The sequence below is a fragment of the Romboutsia lituseburensis genome, assembly GCF_024723825.1.
Classification (GTDB): domain Bacteria; phylum Bacillota; class Clostridia; order Peptostreptococcales; family Peptostreptococcaceae; genus Romboutsia_F; species Romboutsia_F lituseburensis_A.
Genome location: NZ_JANQBQ010000001.1, coordinates 1,673,106 through 1,687,485, shown reverse-complemented (window position 1 = coordinate 1,687,485; position 14,380 = coordinate 1,673,106). Strand labels below are relative to the sequence as shown.

Sequence of the window (14,380 nt, the reverse complement as noted above, 5' to 3'; positions counted from 1 at the left end):
TATGAAAGTATGTATTGTATTAAATGGAGAAATAAATAATTACAATAAATTAAAAGATCATTTTTTTAAAGAAAATTATGATTATATAATATGTGCTGATGGTGGGGCAAATCATACTTATAATATGAAAATAAAACCTAATTTTATAATAGGAGATTTGGACTCTGTTAAAGAAGAGGTTAGGATTTATTACAAAAATTCAGATGTTAAGTTTGTAAAATTCCCTGCCAAAAAAAATGAAACAGATACAGAATTATGTATATATTTAGCCCAAAATTTAAATGCAACTAACATAGATTTCTTAGGGGCATTAGGTGGAAGAACTGATCATATGATTGCTAATATAAATTTATTATATTATGTAAAAATTCAAGGTATAATACCTAGAATTATTTCTGATAATGAAGAAATTCACATAGTTGATAATGAAGAAATATCGATTATTGGTAAAAAGGGTGATATTATCTCAGTAATACCTATTAATGGAGATGCAAAGTCTGTTACCCTTAGTAATTTAGAGTATCCGCTTGATAATTACAACATGAAGTTTTATTTACCACTGGGTATTTCAAATGTAATGCTAGATAATGAATGTAAAATAAAAGTAGATAAAGGTAGTTTACTTGTAATAAAGAATAAATAAAAGATAGCGTAAGCTATCTTTTATTTATTTTAAAATATGATAAATAATAAAGGAGAAATAAATGAAAAAAAGTATATGTATTATTATAGATATATAAAATATATATATAATGAACAATAAAGGGGGATATTATGAAAAATAAAATTGCGGTAATTTATAAGTCTAAATATGGAAGTTCCAAACGATATGCAGGATGGATAGCGTTGAAATTAGGTGCAGATTTGTATGAAATAAATGATATTAGAGGGAAAGATTTAGAAAAATATAATACTATAATATATGGTGGTGGAATATATGTTGGGAAAATTAATGGTATAAAATTTATAAATAAAAATTATGAACGTATAAAGGATAAAAAACTTATAGTATTTACAGTAGGGTTAGATTCAAAAGAAAATAATTTAAAAAAAGTAATAGAAAATAATTTTGATAAAGAACAATTAGAAAATATTAAGACATTTAATTTTAAAGGTGCATTTGATTATTCAAAATTAAACCTAATCGATAAATTTCTTATGAAAGGTTTAAAATCTAGTATTGATAAAAAGAGTATTAGAGATTTAACTGATGATGATAAAATAGTATTGAATGGATTTGAAAGAGAAGTAGATTTATGTGATAAAAAGTCAATTATATCGTTAATAGAAAACATATAAAAGGTGCAGTTAATGCATCTTTTTTTATGCTTAAGGAAAATATAATACTTGAAAAAATATGGATAACTGATGTAAGTTAGTTATATCAATAAATTGATTTTGAGCATAAAAAATATTTTGAGCAACAGACAGAGTCGTTGGCGACTTAGCCAAGCGAACTTTTTATATATTAAAAAGTTATATTAGATTAATAGATACGTGACTTAAGAATTGAAATTATAAATTTTTATTAAAAAAAAGTAGGACAGGTCTAAATATATACTATTTTGCATAAATTTAAAATATAGAATTTAAACAATAGATTAATAAAAGCACACTAGGAGGTGTTTTTAATGAGGAATAATTCTAAAGGCCTATTAGGTATTTTATGTTTAGCAACTGGTAGTGCAGTTATTTTGTCTATGATATTGCCTAATTGGATATGGACAGCACTTACTGCTTTTGTTCTTATTGGATGTGGGGTATTATTTTTCTTATATTAAGTCATAATTATAAATTTATAAAATAGTAATAATTTTTTTATATCTAGAAAAATATACTTTGTAAGTAGAGTTAAAATAAAAATAATCATGGGGGGATAATTTATGAAAATGGTAACAATAAAATTACCTAAGTGGATATCAAATATAGTATTACGTTTTATGAGACCTAATAAAAAATAAATAAAGAATTAAACAAAAATAAAAGCCTACTTTCTAAGTAGGCTTTAAAAAAGCAATTAAGCTCTTTCTATTTTACCAGAACGTAAACATCTAGTACAAACTTTAACTCTCTTAGGAGCACCATCTATTATTGCTCTAACACTTCTTAAGTTTGCTGACCACGTTCTTCTGCTGTGTCTATTTGAGTGTGATACTTGGTTTCCAGAAACCTTTCCCTTACCACATACGCTACATACCTTTGCCATTTAGTACACCTCCTTAAAATGATAACTATTTAAAGACTAAAAACATATTTATATTAACATAAATATTGAAAACGTGCAATAGAAATATATATTTGCTTTACACATATTGAGAAATATCTTGTTATCATATAGAATTATATATATAATTTTGTATAAAGTAAATATTAAAAAAAGAAATACTAATAATTTCTTTTTCTAATAACCCAAAATACAATAATATTTGTTAAAACAATTTTGGGTAGGTTTAAATTATATCATATTTATAGTATTATAGTATATATAAATTTCTATAATATAAAAAAAGTAATATGAAAATTTTTATTTTCATACTATAGAAAATTTTGGATAATATATTTAAAATTATATACAATTATATTATAAATACTTATATAATATCTTATATATCATAAAAAATAGAAAGTTTTAAGCTTTTCTGAGCAAAATAAAAATAATAAAAAAGAACTTAAGGGGGTCAACCATGAGTGCAAAAATAAACAATCAATATGGAAGTATAGAAATAGATAAACAAGTTATATCTCAAATAGCATATAGAGCGGCTATGGAAAGTTATGGATTAGTAGGTTTAGCATACAAATCTAAGGGTATAGTAGAATTATTAAAAGGTGAGAATGGCTTTAAAGGAGTTTTAGTAGAAGAACTAGAAGATAACACTATAGCAATAGAATTATATGTAATATTACAGTACGGAACAAATATATCAACAGTTGCAAATAATATCATTGATAGGGTAAAATATACAGTTGAGAATATGACGGCTATAAAAGTTAGTAAAATAGATATCAATGTGCAAGGAATTAGAGTTAAGTAATTAGGAGGAAAAAAATGATTCAGTATATAGACGGAAAACAGTTAAGGGATATGTTTGTGTCAGGTGCAAACAATCTTCAAAATAATAAGGATTTAGTGGATAAGTTGAATGTATTCCCAGTACCAGATGGAGATACGGGAACAAATATGTCTCTTACTATATCTTATGCTATGAAAGAATTGTCTAAAGTAGAGGGAGACGATATAACAAATATAGGTAAAGCACTTTCTAAAGGATCTTTAATGGGTGCAAGAGGAAACTCCGGTGTTATATTATCACAAATAATTAGAGGATTTGCAAAAGCAATAGAAGGTAAAGAAAATTTATCAACAGAAGAATTAGCTAAAGCGTTAAAAAATGGTTCGGATACTGCATATAAAGCAGTTATAAAACCGATAGAAGGAACTATATTAACCGTTGTAAGAGAAAGTGGAGAATATGCAGTACAAGCTTGTAAAAAAGAAAAAGATTTAATAAAATTCTTAGAGCTTGTTATAAAAGAAGCAAATGAATCTTTAAATAGAACACCAAATCTTCTAAAGGCATTAAAAGAAGCTGGAGTTGTAGATTCAGGAGGAAAAGGTCTAGTTTTAATATATGAAGGAATGTTAAGTTCGTTAAAAGGAAATTCTATACAAATACAAGATTTATCATCAACAAATGTATCTACAATAGAAATATCAAATAACAAAATAAATTCAGAAGATATTAAATTTGGATACTGTACAGAGTTCATACTAGAGAGTAACTCTATAAGTGATACTGAAATAAGAGATATGATGATGAAATATGGAGATAGTTTAGCTGTAGTTGGAGATGAAGGTGTAATAAAAGTACATGTACATACTAATGATCCAGGATTAGTGTTACAAGATGCACTAAAACATGGTCAATTAGTAACTATAAAGATAGAAAATATGAGAGTTCAACATGAAAACTTAGTTCTTGAAGCTCAAGATGAAACAGCATCTTCAGTAGAGGAAAAAGAATTTGGATTTATAGCTACATCTATGGGTGAAGGTCTTGCTAAAATATTTAAAGACTTTGGAGTTGACCATATAATAGAAGGTGGACAAACAATGAACCCAAGTACAGAAGATTTTATGAAAGCTATAGAACATATTCACGCTAAAAATATATTTATATTCCCTAACAACAGCAATATAATAATGGCTGCTAATCAAGCTAAAGAATTAAGTGAAAAGAATATAATAGTTATACCTACAAAAAATACACCTCAAGGATTTACAGCTTTAGTAAACTTTAATGGTGATGCCACAGTACAAGAAAATGAAGAAGCAATGATGGAATCATTAGGATTAGTAAAATCAGGTCAAGTAACATATGCTGTTAGAGATACAGTTATGAATGATATAGAAGTTAAAGAAGGAAATATAATAGGAATAGCAGAAGGTAATTTATTAGGAGCAGGAGACTCAGTAGATAAAGTAACTTCACAACTTATTGAAAAATTAGTTGATGAAGATAGTGCTATAATAACTTTATTCTATGGAGAAGATGTAAGTGAAGAAGAAGCAAACAATCTTCGTGATGAGTTAGAAGAGAAATTTGAAGATATAGATGTAGAGTTATACTATGGAGGTCAACCTCTTTATTATTACTTAATATCAGTAGAATAATATCAATAAAATTTATACAACTGTTTGTTATATAATATAACTTAAAGGTCCTGTATAATCGCACTATTTTTAGGGGGTTATACAGGATTTTTATGTAATAGGTGATAAAAATGTTCGATTTAAATAAAGATATACAATATGTAAAAGGAATAGGTCCTAAAAGAGCTGAGAAGCTTAATAAATTAAATATATTTACATTAAAAGATTTATTGTATTATTTTCCTAGACAGTTTGAAGATAGAAATAACTTAAAAAAAATAATGCAATTAGAAAATGAAGAAAAAGCTACAATAAAAGTTGTTATAGTTGGAGTAAGTACATCAAGTCCAAGAAAAGGATTAAGTATAACTAAAGTTGATGTTAGAGATGAAACTGGATATGTAAAATTAGTATTTTTTAATCAGCAATATGTAAAAAATGCATTTAAACCAGGTGATACTATTTTAGTTTTTGGAAAAGTTAAAAAAGAATTTAAGAAGATAGAGATAAGTTCTTGTGAGGTAGAGTATTTAACGAATAGTCCTAAAAACACTTGTAAAATAATGCCCATATATCCTTTGACATATGGCGTAAGCAATAAAGATATTATAGGTATAATAAAAAATGTTTTAAGTGATGAAAATTTAGTAATTAAAGAATATATGCCTAAACATATAATTGATAAATATAAATTGTGTAGTATAGATTATGCAATAAGAAACTTGCATAATCCGATTAGCAAGGAATCTCTAAAAATAGCTTTATATAGAATAGTATTTGAAGAATTTCTAATACTTCAATTAGGGTTATTTTTATTTAAAAATGGAGTTGAGGAGTCAGATGGTATAAAGTTTGAAGAAAATAAAAAACTAGATGATGTATTAACTTCATTACCATTTAAATTGACAAAAGCTCAAAATAGAGCCTTAGATGAGATAATTGAAGACATGCAGTGTAATAAAGCTATGAATAGATTAGTACAGGGTGATGTTGGTTCAGGAAAGACAGTAGTAGCATTACTATCCTTAGCGTATTGTGTGTTTAATGGCTTCCAAGGTGCTTTAATGGCACCAACTGAAATATTAGCAGAGCAACATTATATATCATTGACGGAAACATTAAAGCCTTTTGGAATGAACATTGAGTTATTGGTAGGTAGCTTAACTAAAAAACAAAAGGAAGCTGTATTAGAAAAGACTAAAAATAAAGAAGTTGATATTTTAATAGGAACACATGCTTTGATAGAAGATAAAGTTGAATTTAATAATTTGGGATTAGTAATTACTGATGAACAACATAGATTTGGAGTTAGACAAAGAAGTAAATTATCTGAAAAGGGAGAAAATCCAGATATACTAGTAATGACAGCAACACCAATACCAAGAACGCTAGCTCTTATATTATATGGAGACTTAGATATATCTATAATTGATGAACTACCTCCAGGCAGACAGCCTATAGAAACAATTGCTGTCGATAAGTCAAAAAGAGATAGAGCATACAGTTCTTTAGTAAGAAAAGAAGTAGAAAAAGGAAGACAAGTGTATATAGTATGTCCATTAGTAGAAGAAAGTGAAGCAATAGAAGCTAAAGCTGCGGTAGATTTAGTAGAGGAATTGAAGTTAGAATATTTTAGTGACTTAAAAGTAGGTTTACTTCATGGAAAAATGAAGCCAAGTGAAAAAGATTTAATTATGAAGAGTTTTAAAAATAGAGAAATAGATATACTAGTATCAACAACAGTAATAGAAGTTGGAGTAAATGTTCCTAATGCTACTCTTATGATAATTGAAAATGCAGAAAGATTTGGACTGGCTCAATTACATCAATTAAGAGGTCGTGTAGGTAGAGGTAGTCACAAATCATATTGTATACTGATATATGCTTCAAAATCCGAAGTCTGCAAGCAAAGAATGTCAATTATGGAAGAAACTAATGATGGTTTTAAAATATCTGAAAAAGACTTAGAAATAAGAGGTCCAGGCGAGTTTTTTGGAACAAGACAACATGGATTGCCAGAACTTAAGGTAGCTAATATATTTAAACACATGAAAATATTAAAATTAGCTCAACAAGAAGCCAGATATATAGTAAGTGAAGACAGGAAATTACAAAATTATGAGAATCAATTAATTAAAAAAGAAATAATGAATAAATTTGAACATTCTATAAAAGAAATTTCGTTAAATTAATTTAAAATTATGTTAAAATATACAATGAGGTGAAATAACATTGAGAGTAATATCAGGAAAAGTTAGAGGATTAAAATTAAATACTCCTAAAAATGATGATGTAAGGCCTACAACTGATAGAGTTAAGGAGTCTTTATTTAATGTAATAAATCAGTACATAATGGAAAGCACTGTATTAGATCTTTTTGCAGGAACAGGATCTTTAGGGATAGAATGTTTATCAAGAGGAGCTAAAAAATGCGTTTTTGTAGATGTAAGCAAAGAAAGCATAGCATTAGTAAAATCAAATATAAAAAAGGCTAGAGTGGAAAATGAAAGTGTAGTTTTAAACTTAGACTTCAAAGATGCTATCAGTAGATTAGATACTCAAAATAGTAAGTTTGATGTTATATTCATGGATCCTCCATATTATAAAGATATGTTTATCAACGCATTAGAAAAAATAGATAATGCAGATTTATTAGATGAAGATGGGATAATAGTAATCGAGCATGATAGTAAAGATGATTTTCCAGAAAATATAGGAAGATTGGAAAAATCTAAGTCTAAAAAATATGGAAATACAACTCTTACATTTTATAAACTATAAATTGGAGGCTTAAGCTGTAGTATGGAAAAAAAGATAAGAAAAGCTATATTTGCAGGTAGCTTTGACCCAATAACAAATGGTCACTTAGACATAATTTGCAGATCAGCACGTATATTTGATGAGTTGCAAATAGGAGTACTTTACAACCCGAATAAAAAAGGGATGTTTACATTTGAGGAAAGAGTAGATTTAATAAAAAAGTGCACAAGTCACTTAGATAATATTAAAGTGGTTAGTTTTAATGGACTTTTAGTAAATTACTGTCAAGAAAATGGAATAGATACACTAGTTAGAGGTATTAGAAGTGGAGCAGATATAGAGTATGAACTACAGATGGCTCATATGAATAAAGAGTTAAATCCTAATATAGAAACAATAATATTGCCTACGGCAACAAAATATTCATTTATAAGTTCGTCATTAATTAAAGAAGTTTTAAATTTTGATGCAGATATAAAAAATTTAGTGCCAAAAGTGGTTTTAGATGAGTTAAAAAGAAAAGCAAATAGGGGGAAATAAGCAATGTATGCAAACTTAGAAATGATAGAGTTATTTGAAGAGTTAGAAAGTATTATAAATAATGCTTCTTCAATACCTTTTTCTCATAAGTCTGGGATTGATAAAAATGAAGTTTTAGGAATAATAAGTGAAATAAAGGCTTTAATACCAGAAGAGGTAAAGCAAGCTACTTGGATAAATAAAGAAAGACATAAAATTATAAGTGATGCAAAACAAGAGGCAGCAGAAATAATAGCACAAGCTAATAAAGAGTCTGAGAAAGTAAGAGAAGAATATAATAGTAATATAGAAGAGTTAAAAAAGAATTCTGAAGAAGTTGTGAAAGCTTATGTAGAAGCAAGTGAACCTGTAGCAAAAGCAGAAGAACAAGCTAGTGCAATAATTTCAAGGGCAGAAAGAGTTGCAAATGAAATTAGATTAGGATCAATAGATTATGCTGATAATGTATTGGTTAACTTAGAATATAACTTAAAGAATATGTTAGAAGATATATCTAGAGATAGAAAAGAATTACAACCAGATAGATAGCAACTTATAAAAAATAACCTCTAAAATAATTTAGAGGTTATTTTTATACTGTTTAAGAAGCATTTTTTATTTTATTACTTGTTTTTTCTAGTATGATTAGAGAAGCTAATATGTAAATTATTATAAAAATTGGAAGTATTAACTTATAGTTACTTAGATAAAAATTCCAAATAGAGTTATTATAAAATACATTATATACAGTATTAAAATTAGACACAATAGAAGTTGATTTAAATACTGGATATAATAAGAAAGTAAATAATCCAGCTAATGTACCATGCAATAGTTTACTAAAGATATATAACTTTATATCTATATCAGTTTTTGCTAAAAAATTACAACACTGAGCCAGTATAGATAAACCACTAAAACCTATTAAAAAACTAGCTAAAACAGCTCTTAAAACCTCTGGTGTTGAAATTACAGCAGCTACTTTGTTACATCCTATAGTCATTTCAAATAAGCCACTTATAAAAGCAAAACAGAGCTCTTTTGTAACTCCAAAGAAAGATAAAGGTATATAAATTATATATGAAATTAGAGAAACTATATTAAATAAAGATAAAATTCTAAATACTACAGAAAAAACAATAACAAATCCACCTACCATCAGTAATGTATTAACTCCATTAAATACTGCATTGCCAAATAAAACAAAAAAACCTTGACCATTTGAATATCTAGTATTTATTACGTTTTGAATATTAGATCTTAATGAATGAGGTGACTTAGGTATTTTTTCATTTCCATAATTTCTAAAAAATAACCCAACTGATATTGCTCCTAGATAATGACATGAAATCATTAAATAACCCAAATCAGAATTTTGAAACATACCAGTAGCAACTGCACCTATTATAAACAAAGGCCCAGAGGTAGAACAAAATGATACTAATCTTTGAGCTTCTGATCTTGAAATTTGGGAGTTAGTCCTTAATTCGGACGCAAGTTTAGCACCTACAGGGTATCCTGATACAGTAGAAATTACAAATACTAAAGCGCTTTTACCAGATACATTAAAAATAAGTTTAGTAATAGGGTTTATTATAAAACCTATTATATCGACTATTTTTAGATCAACTATTAAATTAGCTCCTATAACGAATGGAAGTAAAGACGGTATTAAAACTGTAGTCCAAATAGATAATCCTTCTTTAGCTGATTGTATAGACTCATTTGGAAAAATTATAATTCCTAATATTAAAACAATAACAATCAATACTGGCATAAAAAACATAAATAGTGTACTTTTTTTCATATTTACCACCTAACAAAAATAGATTATAGAATAATTATATTAAGTTTTTAAAATAGATATGAATAAAAGCATTTAAGATATATAATATAGATAGACAACAATGTATGATTTAAGGGGGGATGTTTTTATGTTTAATAGTATTTCTAGTAAAAAAGTATATGAACAAGTTATAGAACAGATACAAGAAAGTATCTTAAGTGGTGAACTTAAAAAAGGAGACAAGTTGCCATCAGAGAGAGAACTATCTGATCGTATGAGGGTAAGTAGAACATCTATAAGAGAAGCATTAAGGGTATTAGAAACTATGGGAGTTGTAGAAAGCAGACAGGGCGAAGGTAATTTTATATGTACAAATATAGAAAAGTCTTTAATAGAGCCTCTTTCTATGATATTTAAATTAAATGATGGGACATGGCAAAATGTATTAGAGCTTAGAGAGATGTTAGAACTTCAGACAGTCAAAATTGCAGCGATAAGATCTACAAAAGAGGATTGTATAGAGCTTAAAGCTATTGTTGATGGTATGAAAAAAGAAACACAACAAAGCAGCAACAAAAAAGAAATTGTAAGATTAGATCAAAAATTTCACAAAAAATTAGTATCAATGAGTAAAAATTATTTAATTGAAAGTTTATTTGTTACATCATCAAAACTATTTGAAGGATTTATAAAAGATGCAAGAGAAAAAATAATAGCAACTTCTTGGACTAAAGAAGTATTAGTTGATAAGCATGATGCAATATATGAAGCGATAAGTAGTAAAAATCCAGATGAAGCGTATAATAAAATGAAAGAGCATATGGACATAATAAGAAAGAGTTATGAGGAAATGAACAATACAGAAAATTGTTAATTTTCAAACAATAGTTGAAAAAATAACACATATTAACTACTATTAAGATATAAGTGGTAATACCACATACCATCATTCAAGTTACCATAATAAAAATTAAAAAGGGGATGAAACTTGATGAATGAATATATCTTATTTTTTATAGCCATAGTACCTATAATATGGTTAATTGTATCTTTAGGAGCTTTAAAGTTACCAGCTCATAAGACTTGTTTTTTTACAGCTATTTTAACGTTCTTTATAGCTATTGTATTTTGGAGAATGCCTTTTATGGATGCTATAACAGCATCTATTGAAGGTGTAGCAATTGCTATTTGGCCAATACTTTTAGTAATAGTAGCTGCACTATTTACTTATAATCTAGCTGTTGAAACAAAAAGTATGGACACTATGAAAAATATGCTTTCAAGTATAACTACAGATGAAAGAATACAAGTATTGATATTAGCATGGGGATTTGGAGGATTTTTAGAAGCTGTAGCAGGATATGGAACAGCAGTAGCAATCCCTGCTAGTATATTAGCATCAATAGGATTTAATCCTGTATTTGCAGCTATAATTTGTCTTATAGCAAATACAGTTCCGACAGCTTTTGGAGCGATTGGAATACCAGTAACCACATTAGCAACAGTGACGGGATTAGATGTTATGAATTTAAGTTATCTCATATCAATTCAATTAGCACCATTCATAATCATAATACCATTTGCATTAGTAATATTAACTAAAAAGAGTTTTAAAGCTATAAAAGGAGTATTTTGGATAACATTAGCGTCAGGAGTTGCATTTGCAATACCTCAGATATTTATAGCTAAATATTTAGGAGCTGAACTACCAGCACTAGTAGGTAGTTTATGTAGCATGTTGACAACAATATTAATAGCTAAACTTATGAACAAGAAAAATAAAAGTGAAAGTATCCAACATGACTCAGATGGTGAAGTAATTGCTCAATCAAAAATTTCACTTAAACAAGGTGTACTAGCTTGGCTTCCATACATATTATTATGTGTGTTAATTTTAATTGCAAGTCCTTTATTTCCGTTTGTTAATGAGTTTTTGGCTAAGTTTAGTAGCAATATTCAAATATACAGTGGAGAAGGCGCAAAACCAATACATTTTGCTTGGATAAATACTCCAGGTATGATGATAATTATAGCCACATTTATAGCTGGATTAGTTCAAAAAATTAAAATATCAACTATGGTAGATGTATTCATAAAAACATTAAAACAATTAACTAAATCATTTGTAACTATAACATCAATAGTTGCAATATCAAAAATAATGTCATATAGCACTATGACAAGCTCAATATCTTTTGGGTTATGTGCCATAACAGGAACTTTATATCCTATAATAGCGCCACTTTTAGGAGCTATTGGAACTTTTGTGACAGGAAGTGATACTTCAGCAAATATACTATTTGGAGGGTTACAATCAGAAGCAGCAAAATCACTGGGAATAAATCCGTATTGGATAGCAGCGGCTAATACAGCTGGTGCAACTGCAGGAAAAATGATTTCTCCTCAAAGTATAGCAATAGCAACATCTGCTACAGGTTTAATAGGTAAAGAAGGTAAAATATTTAGCTCTACAATTAAGTTTTGTTTAGTGTATGTAATCATACTAGGGATAGTAGTATATCTAGGTGGAAATTTTATAGGAATATAATTAAAATAATGGGGGTGACAAAATGCCTAAATTTAAAGTTCCTTATTCTAAAAATGGTATGAATATTGATATACCGGATAAGAATTTTTTAGACATATTACAATCAAAAGCACATCAATATAAGGCAAGTTTAGATCAAAATACAATAGTAGAAAAATCAATGGATAATCCTATAGGTTCAAAAAAACTAGAAGAACTAGCAAAAGATAAAAATAATGTTGTAATAATAACTAGTGACCATACAAGACCTGTGCCTAGTAGAGTAACATTACCGATAATATTAAGAAGATTAAGAGACGCAAATCCAAATATAAAAATAAAGATATTAATAGCAACAGGTTTCCACAGACCAAGTACAAGAGAAGAATTAATTTACAAAATGGGTGAAGATATAGTAGAAAATGAAGAAATAATAATGCATATATCTACAGATGATAGTCAAATGATAAAAGCAGGCGTATTACCGTCTGGGGGAGATTTTTATTTAAATAAACTTGCTTATGATGCAGACTTGTTAATTGCTGAAGGTTTTATAGAACCTCATTTCTTTGCTGGTTTTTCAGGAGGAAGAAAAAGTATATTACCTGGAATCGCCTCAGCTAAAACAATAATGTACAATCACTGCAGTGATTTTATAGATAGTAAAAATGCAAGAACTGGATTATTAAACAAAAACCCTATTCATGAAGATATGGTTTATGCAGCTAAAACTGCTAAATTAGCATTTATAGTAAATGTAGTAATAGATCAAGATAAAAATATTATAGAATGTTTTTCTGGAGATGTTGAAAAAGCTCATAGTAAAGGTTGTGAATTTGTAACAAGCTTATCCAAGATAGATTCTAATAAAGCAGATATTGTTGTAAGTACAAATGGAGGTTATCCATTAGATCAAAATGTATATCAATCAGTTAAAGGAATGACAGCAGCAGAAGCTACATGTAAAGATAATGGAGTAATAATAATGATTGCTGCATGTAATGATGGACATGGAGGCCAATCATTTTACGACAACATAGCAAATTCTAAATCTCCTAAAGATGTATTAGATAAGGTAAGAAAGGTTCCAAGAAGTGAAACGGTACCAGATCAATGGGAATTTCAGATATTAGCTAGAATATTAGCAAAACATACTGTAATAATGGTTACAGATCAAGGTGATCCTAATATGATAAAGAACATGCATATGAAGCATGCATACAATTTTAAAGAAGCTTTAGATATGGCATTTAAGATAAAAGGTGAAGAAGCAAAAGTAGTAGTTATTCCAGATGGAGTGTCTGTAATCGTAAAGTAGATAAGGGGGAAATGTAATGGAGATTTTAACATGTATAAAGCAAGTTCCAGGAACTAGCGAAGTAGAAGTGGATGAAGTAACAGGAGTTCTAAAAAGAGATGGTATAGATTCTAAAATGAATCCATATGATTTGTATGCACTAGAAACTGCTCTTAGAATAAAACAAGAAAAAGGGGCAACTTTAAAAGTTATAACTATGGGTCCTCCACAAGCAAAACAAATTATAGAAGAAAGTTTTATGATGGGTGTTGATGAAGGAGCTATATTAAGTGATAGAAAATTTGCAGGCGCAGATGTTTTAGCTACATCATATACAATATCTCAAGGGATAAAAAAGACTGGGAATCCAGATTTAATAATTTGTGGAAAACAAACAACTGATGGAGATACTGCTCAAGTTGGTCCTGAAATAGCTGAATTTTTAAATATTCCACATGTTACAAATGTAACTAAAATAGTAGAGGTAAAAGAAAAAAGTATAGTAGTAGAAGTGGATATGCCAAATACACTAGAAGTTTGTGAAATCGAGTTTCCATGTTTAATGACTGTAGAAAAAGGAATATTCCAACCTAGACTTCCTTCGTTTAAACTAGGATTAAAAACTAAAAATAAAGAAATACCAATGTATAGTTTAAATGATTTTGAAGATAAAGATGAAAAAAATTATGGATTAAATGGGTCACCAACTCAAGTTTTAAGAATCTTCCCTCCTACATCAAACAATGAAAAAGAGGTTTTAAAAGGTAGCGCAGAAGAGGTTGCAGATATTTTAGTTGAAAAAATGAAAGAATTAAAGTTAATTTAAGGGGGGATAAA

15 protein-coding genes are annotated in these 14,380 nt (G+C 28.0%); 13 read left to right on the top strand and 2 right to left on the bottom strand.

What is annotated here, in order from left to right; translation table 11 throughout:
- Window position 1: 1 nt before the first annotated feature.
- The 3 genes from NWE74_RS08230 to NWE74_RS08220 all read left to right on the top strand — a co-directional run bounded on the left by NWE74_RS08230 (window position 2) and on the right by NWE74_RS08220 (window position 1,781).
- On the top strand, window positions 2-643 hold the full coding sequence (locus tag NWE74_RS08230; RefSeq protein WP_258242731.1) for a thiamine diphosphokinase: 642 nt from the start codon (window positions 2-4) through the stop codon (window positions 641-643).
- A 131-nt stretch (window positions 644-774) separates the two neighbouring features.
- Window positions 775-1,299 (top strand): flavodoxin domain-containing protein, encoded by a 525-nt coding sequence (locus NWE74_RS08225; RefSeq protein ID WP_258242730.1) that lies wholly within the window; start codon window positions 775-777, stop codon window positions 1,297-1,299.
- Between the two features lie 332 nt (window positions 1,300-1,631).
- Entirely contained in the window at window positions 1,632-1,781 is a 150-nt protein-coding gene (locus NWE74_RS08220) for a 2-oxoglutarate translocator (protein ID WP_258242729.1), read from the top strand.
- 236 nt (window positions 1,782-2,017) lie between these two features.
- Here NWE74_RS08220 and rpmB read toward each other — a convergent pair whose 3' ends face one another.
- Window positions 2,018-2,206 carry a 50S ribosomal protein L28 gene (gene rpmB, locus NWE74_RS08215; RefSeq protein ID WP_092726118.1) on the bottom strand — a complete coding sequence of 63 codons (189 nt, stop codon included), beginning with the start codon at window positions 2,204-2,206 and terminating at the stop codon, window positions 2,018-2,020.
- 478 nt (window positions 2,207-2,684) lie between these two features.
- Here rpmB and NWE74_RS08210 point away from each other — a divergent pair, with 478 nt between their 5' ends.
- The 6 genes from NWE74_RS08210 (at window position 2,685) to NWE74_RS08185 (ending at window position 8,482) form a co-directional block, all read left to right on the top strand.
- The gene (locus NWE74_RS08210; protein ID WP_258242728.1) at window positions 2,685-3,035 is read left to right on the top strand and encodes an Asp23/Gls24 family envelope stress response protein; all 351 of its coding nucleotides are present in this window, start codon (window positions 2,685-2,687) and stop codon (window positions 3,033-3,035) included.
- 14 nt (window positions 3,036-3,049) lie between these two features.
- On the top strand, window positions 3,050-4,675 hold the full coding sequence (locus NWE74_RS08205) for a DAK2 domain-containing protein (protein ID WP_258242727.1): 1,626 nt from the start codon (window positions 3,050-3,052) through the stop codon (window positions 4,673-4,675).
- Between the two features lie 110 nt (window positions 4,676-4,785).
- Window positions 4,786-6,846, top strand: a complete 2,061-nt coding sequence (gene recG, locus NWE74_RS08200; protein WP_258242726.1) for an ATP-dependent DNA helicase RecG — start codon at window positions 4,786-4,788, stop codon at window positions 6,844-6,846.
- Window positions 6,847-6,886: 40 nt separating this feature from the next.
- A complete protein-coding gene (gene rsmD, locus NWE74_RS08195; protein ID WP_258242725.1) occupies window positions 6,887-7,435 on the top strand; it encodes a 16S rRNA (guanine(966)-N(2))-methyltransferase RsmD in 549 nt (182 codons plus the stop codon).
- Window positions 7,436-7,456: 21 nt separating this feature from the next.
- Window positions 7,457-7,954, top strand: a complete 498-nt coding sequence (gene coaD / locus NWE74_RS08190; protein WP_258242724.1) for a pantetheine-phosphate adenylyltransferase — start codon at window positions 7,457-7,459, stop codon at window positions 7,952-7,954.
- Window positions 7,955-7,957: 3 nt separating this feature from the next.
- On the top strand, window positions 7,958-8,482 hold the full coding sequence (locus NWE74_RS08185) for a hypothetical protein (RefSeq protein WP_258242723.1): 525 nt from the start codon (window positions 7,958-7,960) through the stop codon (window positions 8,480-8,482).
- A 52-nt stretch (window positions 8,483-8,534) separates the two neighbouring features.
- Here the strand turns inward: NWE74_RS08185 and NWE74_RS08180 are convergent, their stop codons facing one another.
- Window positions 8,535-9,740, bottom strand: coding sequence for a nucleoside recognition domain-containing protein (locus NWE74_RS08180; RefSeq protein ID WP_258242722.1), 1,206 nt, complete (start codon window positions 9,738-9,740; stop codon window positions 8,535-8,537).
- Window positions 9,741-9,867: 127 nt separating this feature from the next.
- On the opposite strand from NWE74_RS08180, the gene NWE74_RS08175 reads away from it, so the two are divergent.
- The 4 genes from NWE74_RS08175 to NWE74_RS08160 all read left to right on the top strand — a co-directional run bounded on the left by NWE74_RS08175 (window position 9,868) and on the right by NWE74_RS08160 (window position 14,369).
- Window positions 9,868-10,593, top strand: coding sequence for a FadR/GntR family transcriptional regulator (locus tag NWE74_RS08175; RefSeq protein ID WP_258242721.1), 726 nt, complete (start codon window positions 9,868-9,870; stop codon window positions 10,591-10,593).
- A 117-nt stretch (window positions 10,594-10,710) separates the two neighbouring features.
- The gene (locus NWE74_RS08170; protein ID WP_258242720.1) at window positions 10,711-12,267 is read left to right on the top strand and encodes an L-lactate permease; all 1,557 of its coding nucleotides are present in this window, start codon (window positions 10,711-10,713) and stop codon (window positions 12,265-12,267) included.
- A gap of 22 nt (window positions 12,268-12,289) precedes the next feature.
- Window positions 12,290-13,564, top strand: coding sequence for a nickel-dependent lactate racemase (larA, locus tag NWE74_RS08165; protein WP_258242719.1), 1,275 nt, complete (start codon window positions 12,290-12,292; stop codon window positions 13,562-13,564).
- Window positions 13,565-13,580: 16 nt separating this feature from the next.
- Window positions 13,581-14,369: an electron transfer flavoprotein subunit beta/FixA family protein gene (locus NWE74_RS08160; protein WP_258242718.1), complete on the top strand. Its 789-nt coding sequence runs from the start codon at window positions 13,581-13,583 to the stop codon at window positions 14,367-14,369.
- Window positions 14,370-14,380: the final 11 nt, after the last annotated feature.

Coding starts and splice junctions, on each gene's coding strand:
- NWE74_RS08185 (WP_258242723.1), top strand. CDS start 7,958: ATGTATGCAAACTTAGAAATGATAGAGTTATTTGAAGAGTTAGAAAGT.
- NWE74_RS08175 (WP_258242721.1), top strand. CDS start 9,868: ATGTTTAATAGTATTTCTAGTAAAAAAGTATATGAACAAGTTATAGAA.
- coaD (WP_258242724.1), top strand. CDS start 7,457: ATGGAAAAAAAGATAAGAAAAGCTATATTTGCAGGTAGCTTTGACCCA.
- NWE74_RS08180 (WP_258242722.1), bottom strand. CDS start 9,740: ATGAAAAAAAGTACACTATTTATGTTTTTTATGCCAGTATTGATTGTT.
- NWE74_RS08205 (WP_258242727.1), top strand. CDS start 3,050: ATGATTCAGTATATAGACGGAAAACAGTTAAGGGATATGTTTGTGTCA.
- larA (WP_258242719.1), top strand. CDS start 12,290: ATGCCTAAATTTAAAGTTCCTTATTCTAAAAATGGTATGAATATTGAT.
- NWE74_RS08220 (WP_258242729.1), top strand. CDS start 1,632: ATGAGGAATAATTCTAAAGGCCTATTAGGTATTTTATGTTTAGCAACT.
- rpmB (WP_092726118.1), bottom strand. CDS start 2,206: ATGGCAAAGGTATGTAGCGTATGTGGTAAGGGAAAGGTTTCTGGAAAC.
- NWE74_RS08225 (WP_258242730.1), top strand. CDS start 775: ATGAAAAATAAAATTGCGGTAATTTATAAGTCTAAATATGGAAGTTCC.
- NWE74_RS08210 (WP_258242728.1), top strand. CDS start 2,685: ATGAGTGCAAAAATAAACAATCAATATGGAAGTATAGAAATAGATAAA.
- recG (WP_258242726.1), top strand. CDS start 4,786: ATGTTCGATTTAAATAAAGATATACAATATGTAAAAGGAATAGGTCCT.
- NWE74_RS08160 (WP_258242718.1), top strand. CDS start 13,581: ATGGAGATTTTAACATGTATAAAGCAAGTTCCAGGAACTAGCGAAGTA.
- NWE74_RS08170 (WP_258242720.1), top strand. CDS start 10,711: ATGAATGAATATATCTTATTTTTTATAGCCATAGTACCTATAATATGG.
- NWE74_RS08230 (WP_258242731.1), top strand. CDS start 2: ATGAAAGTATGTATTGTATTAAATGGAGAAATAAATAATTACAATAAA.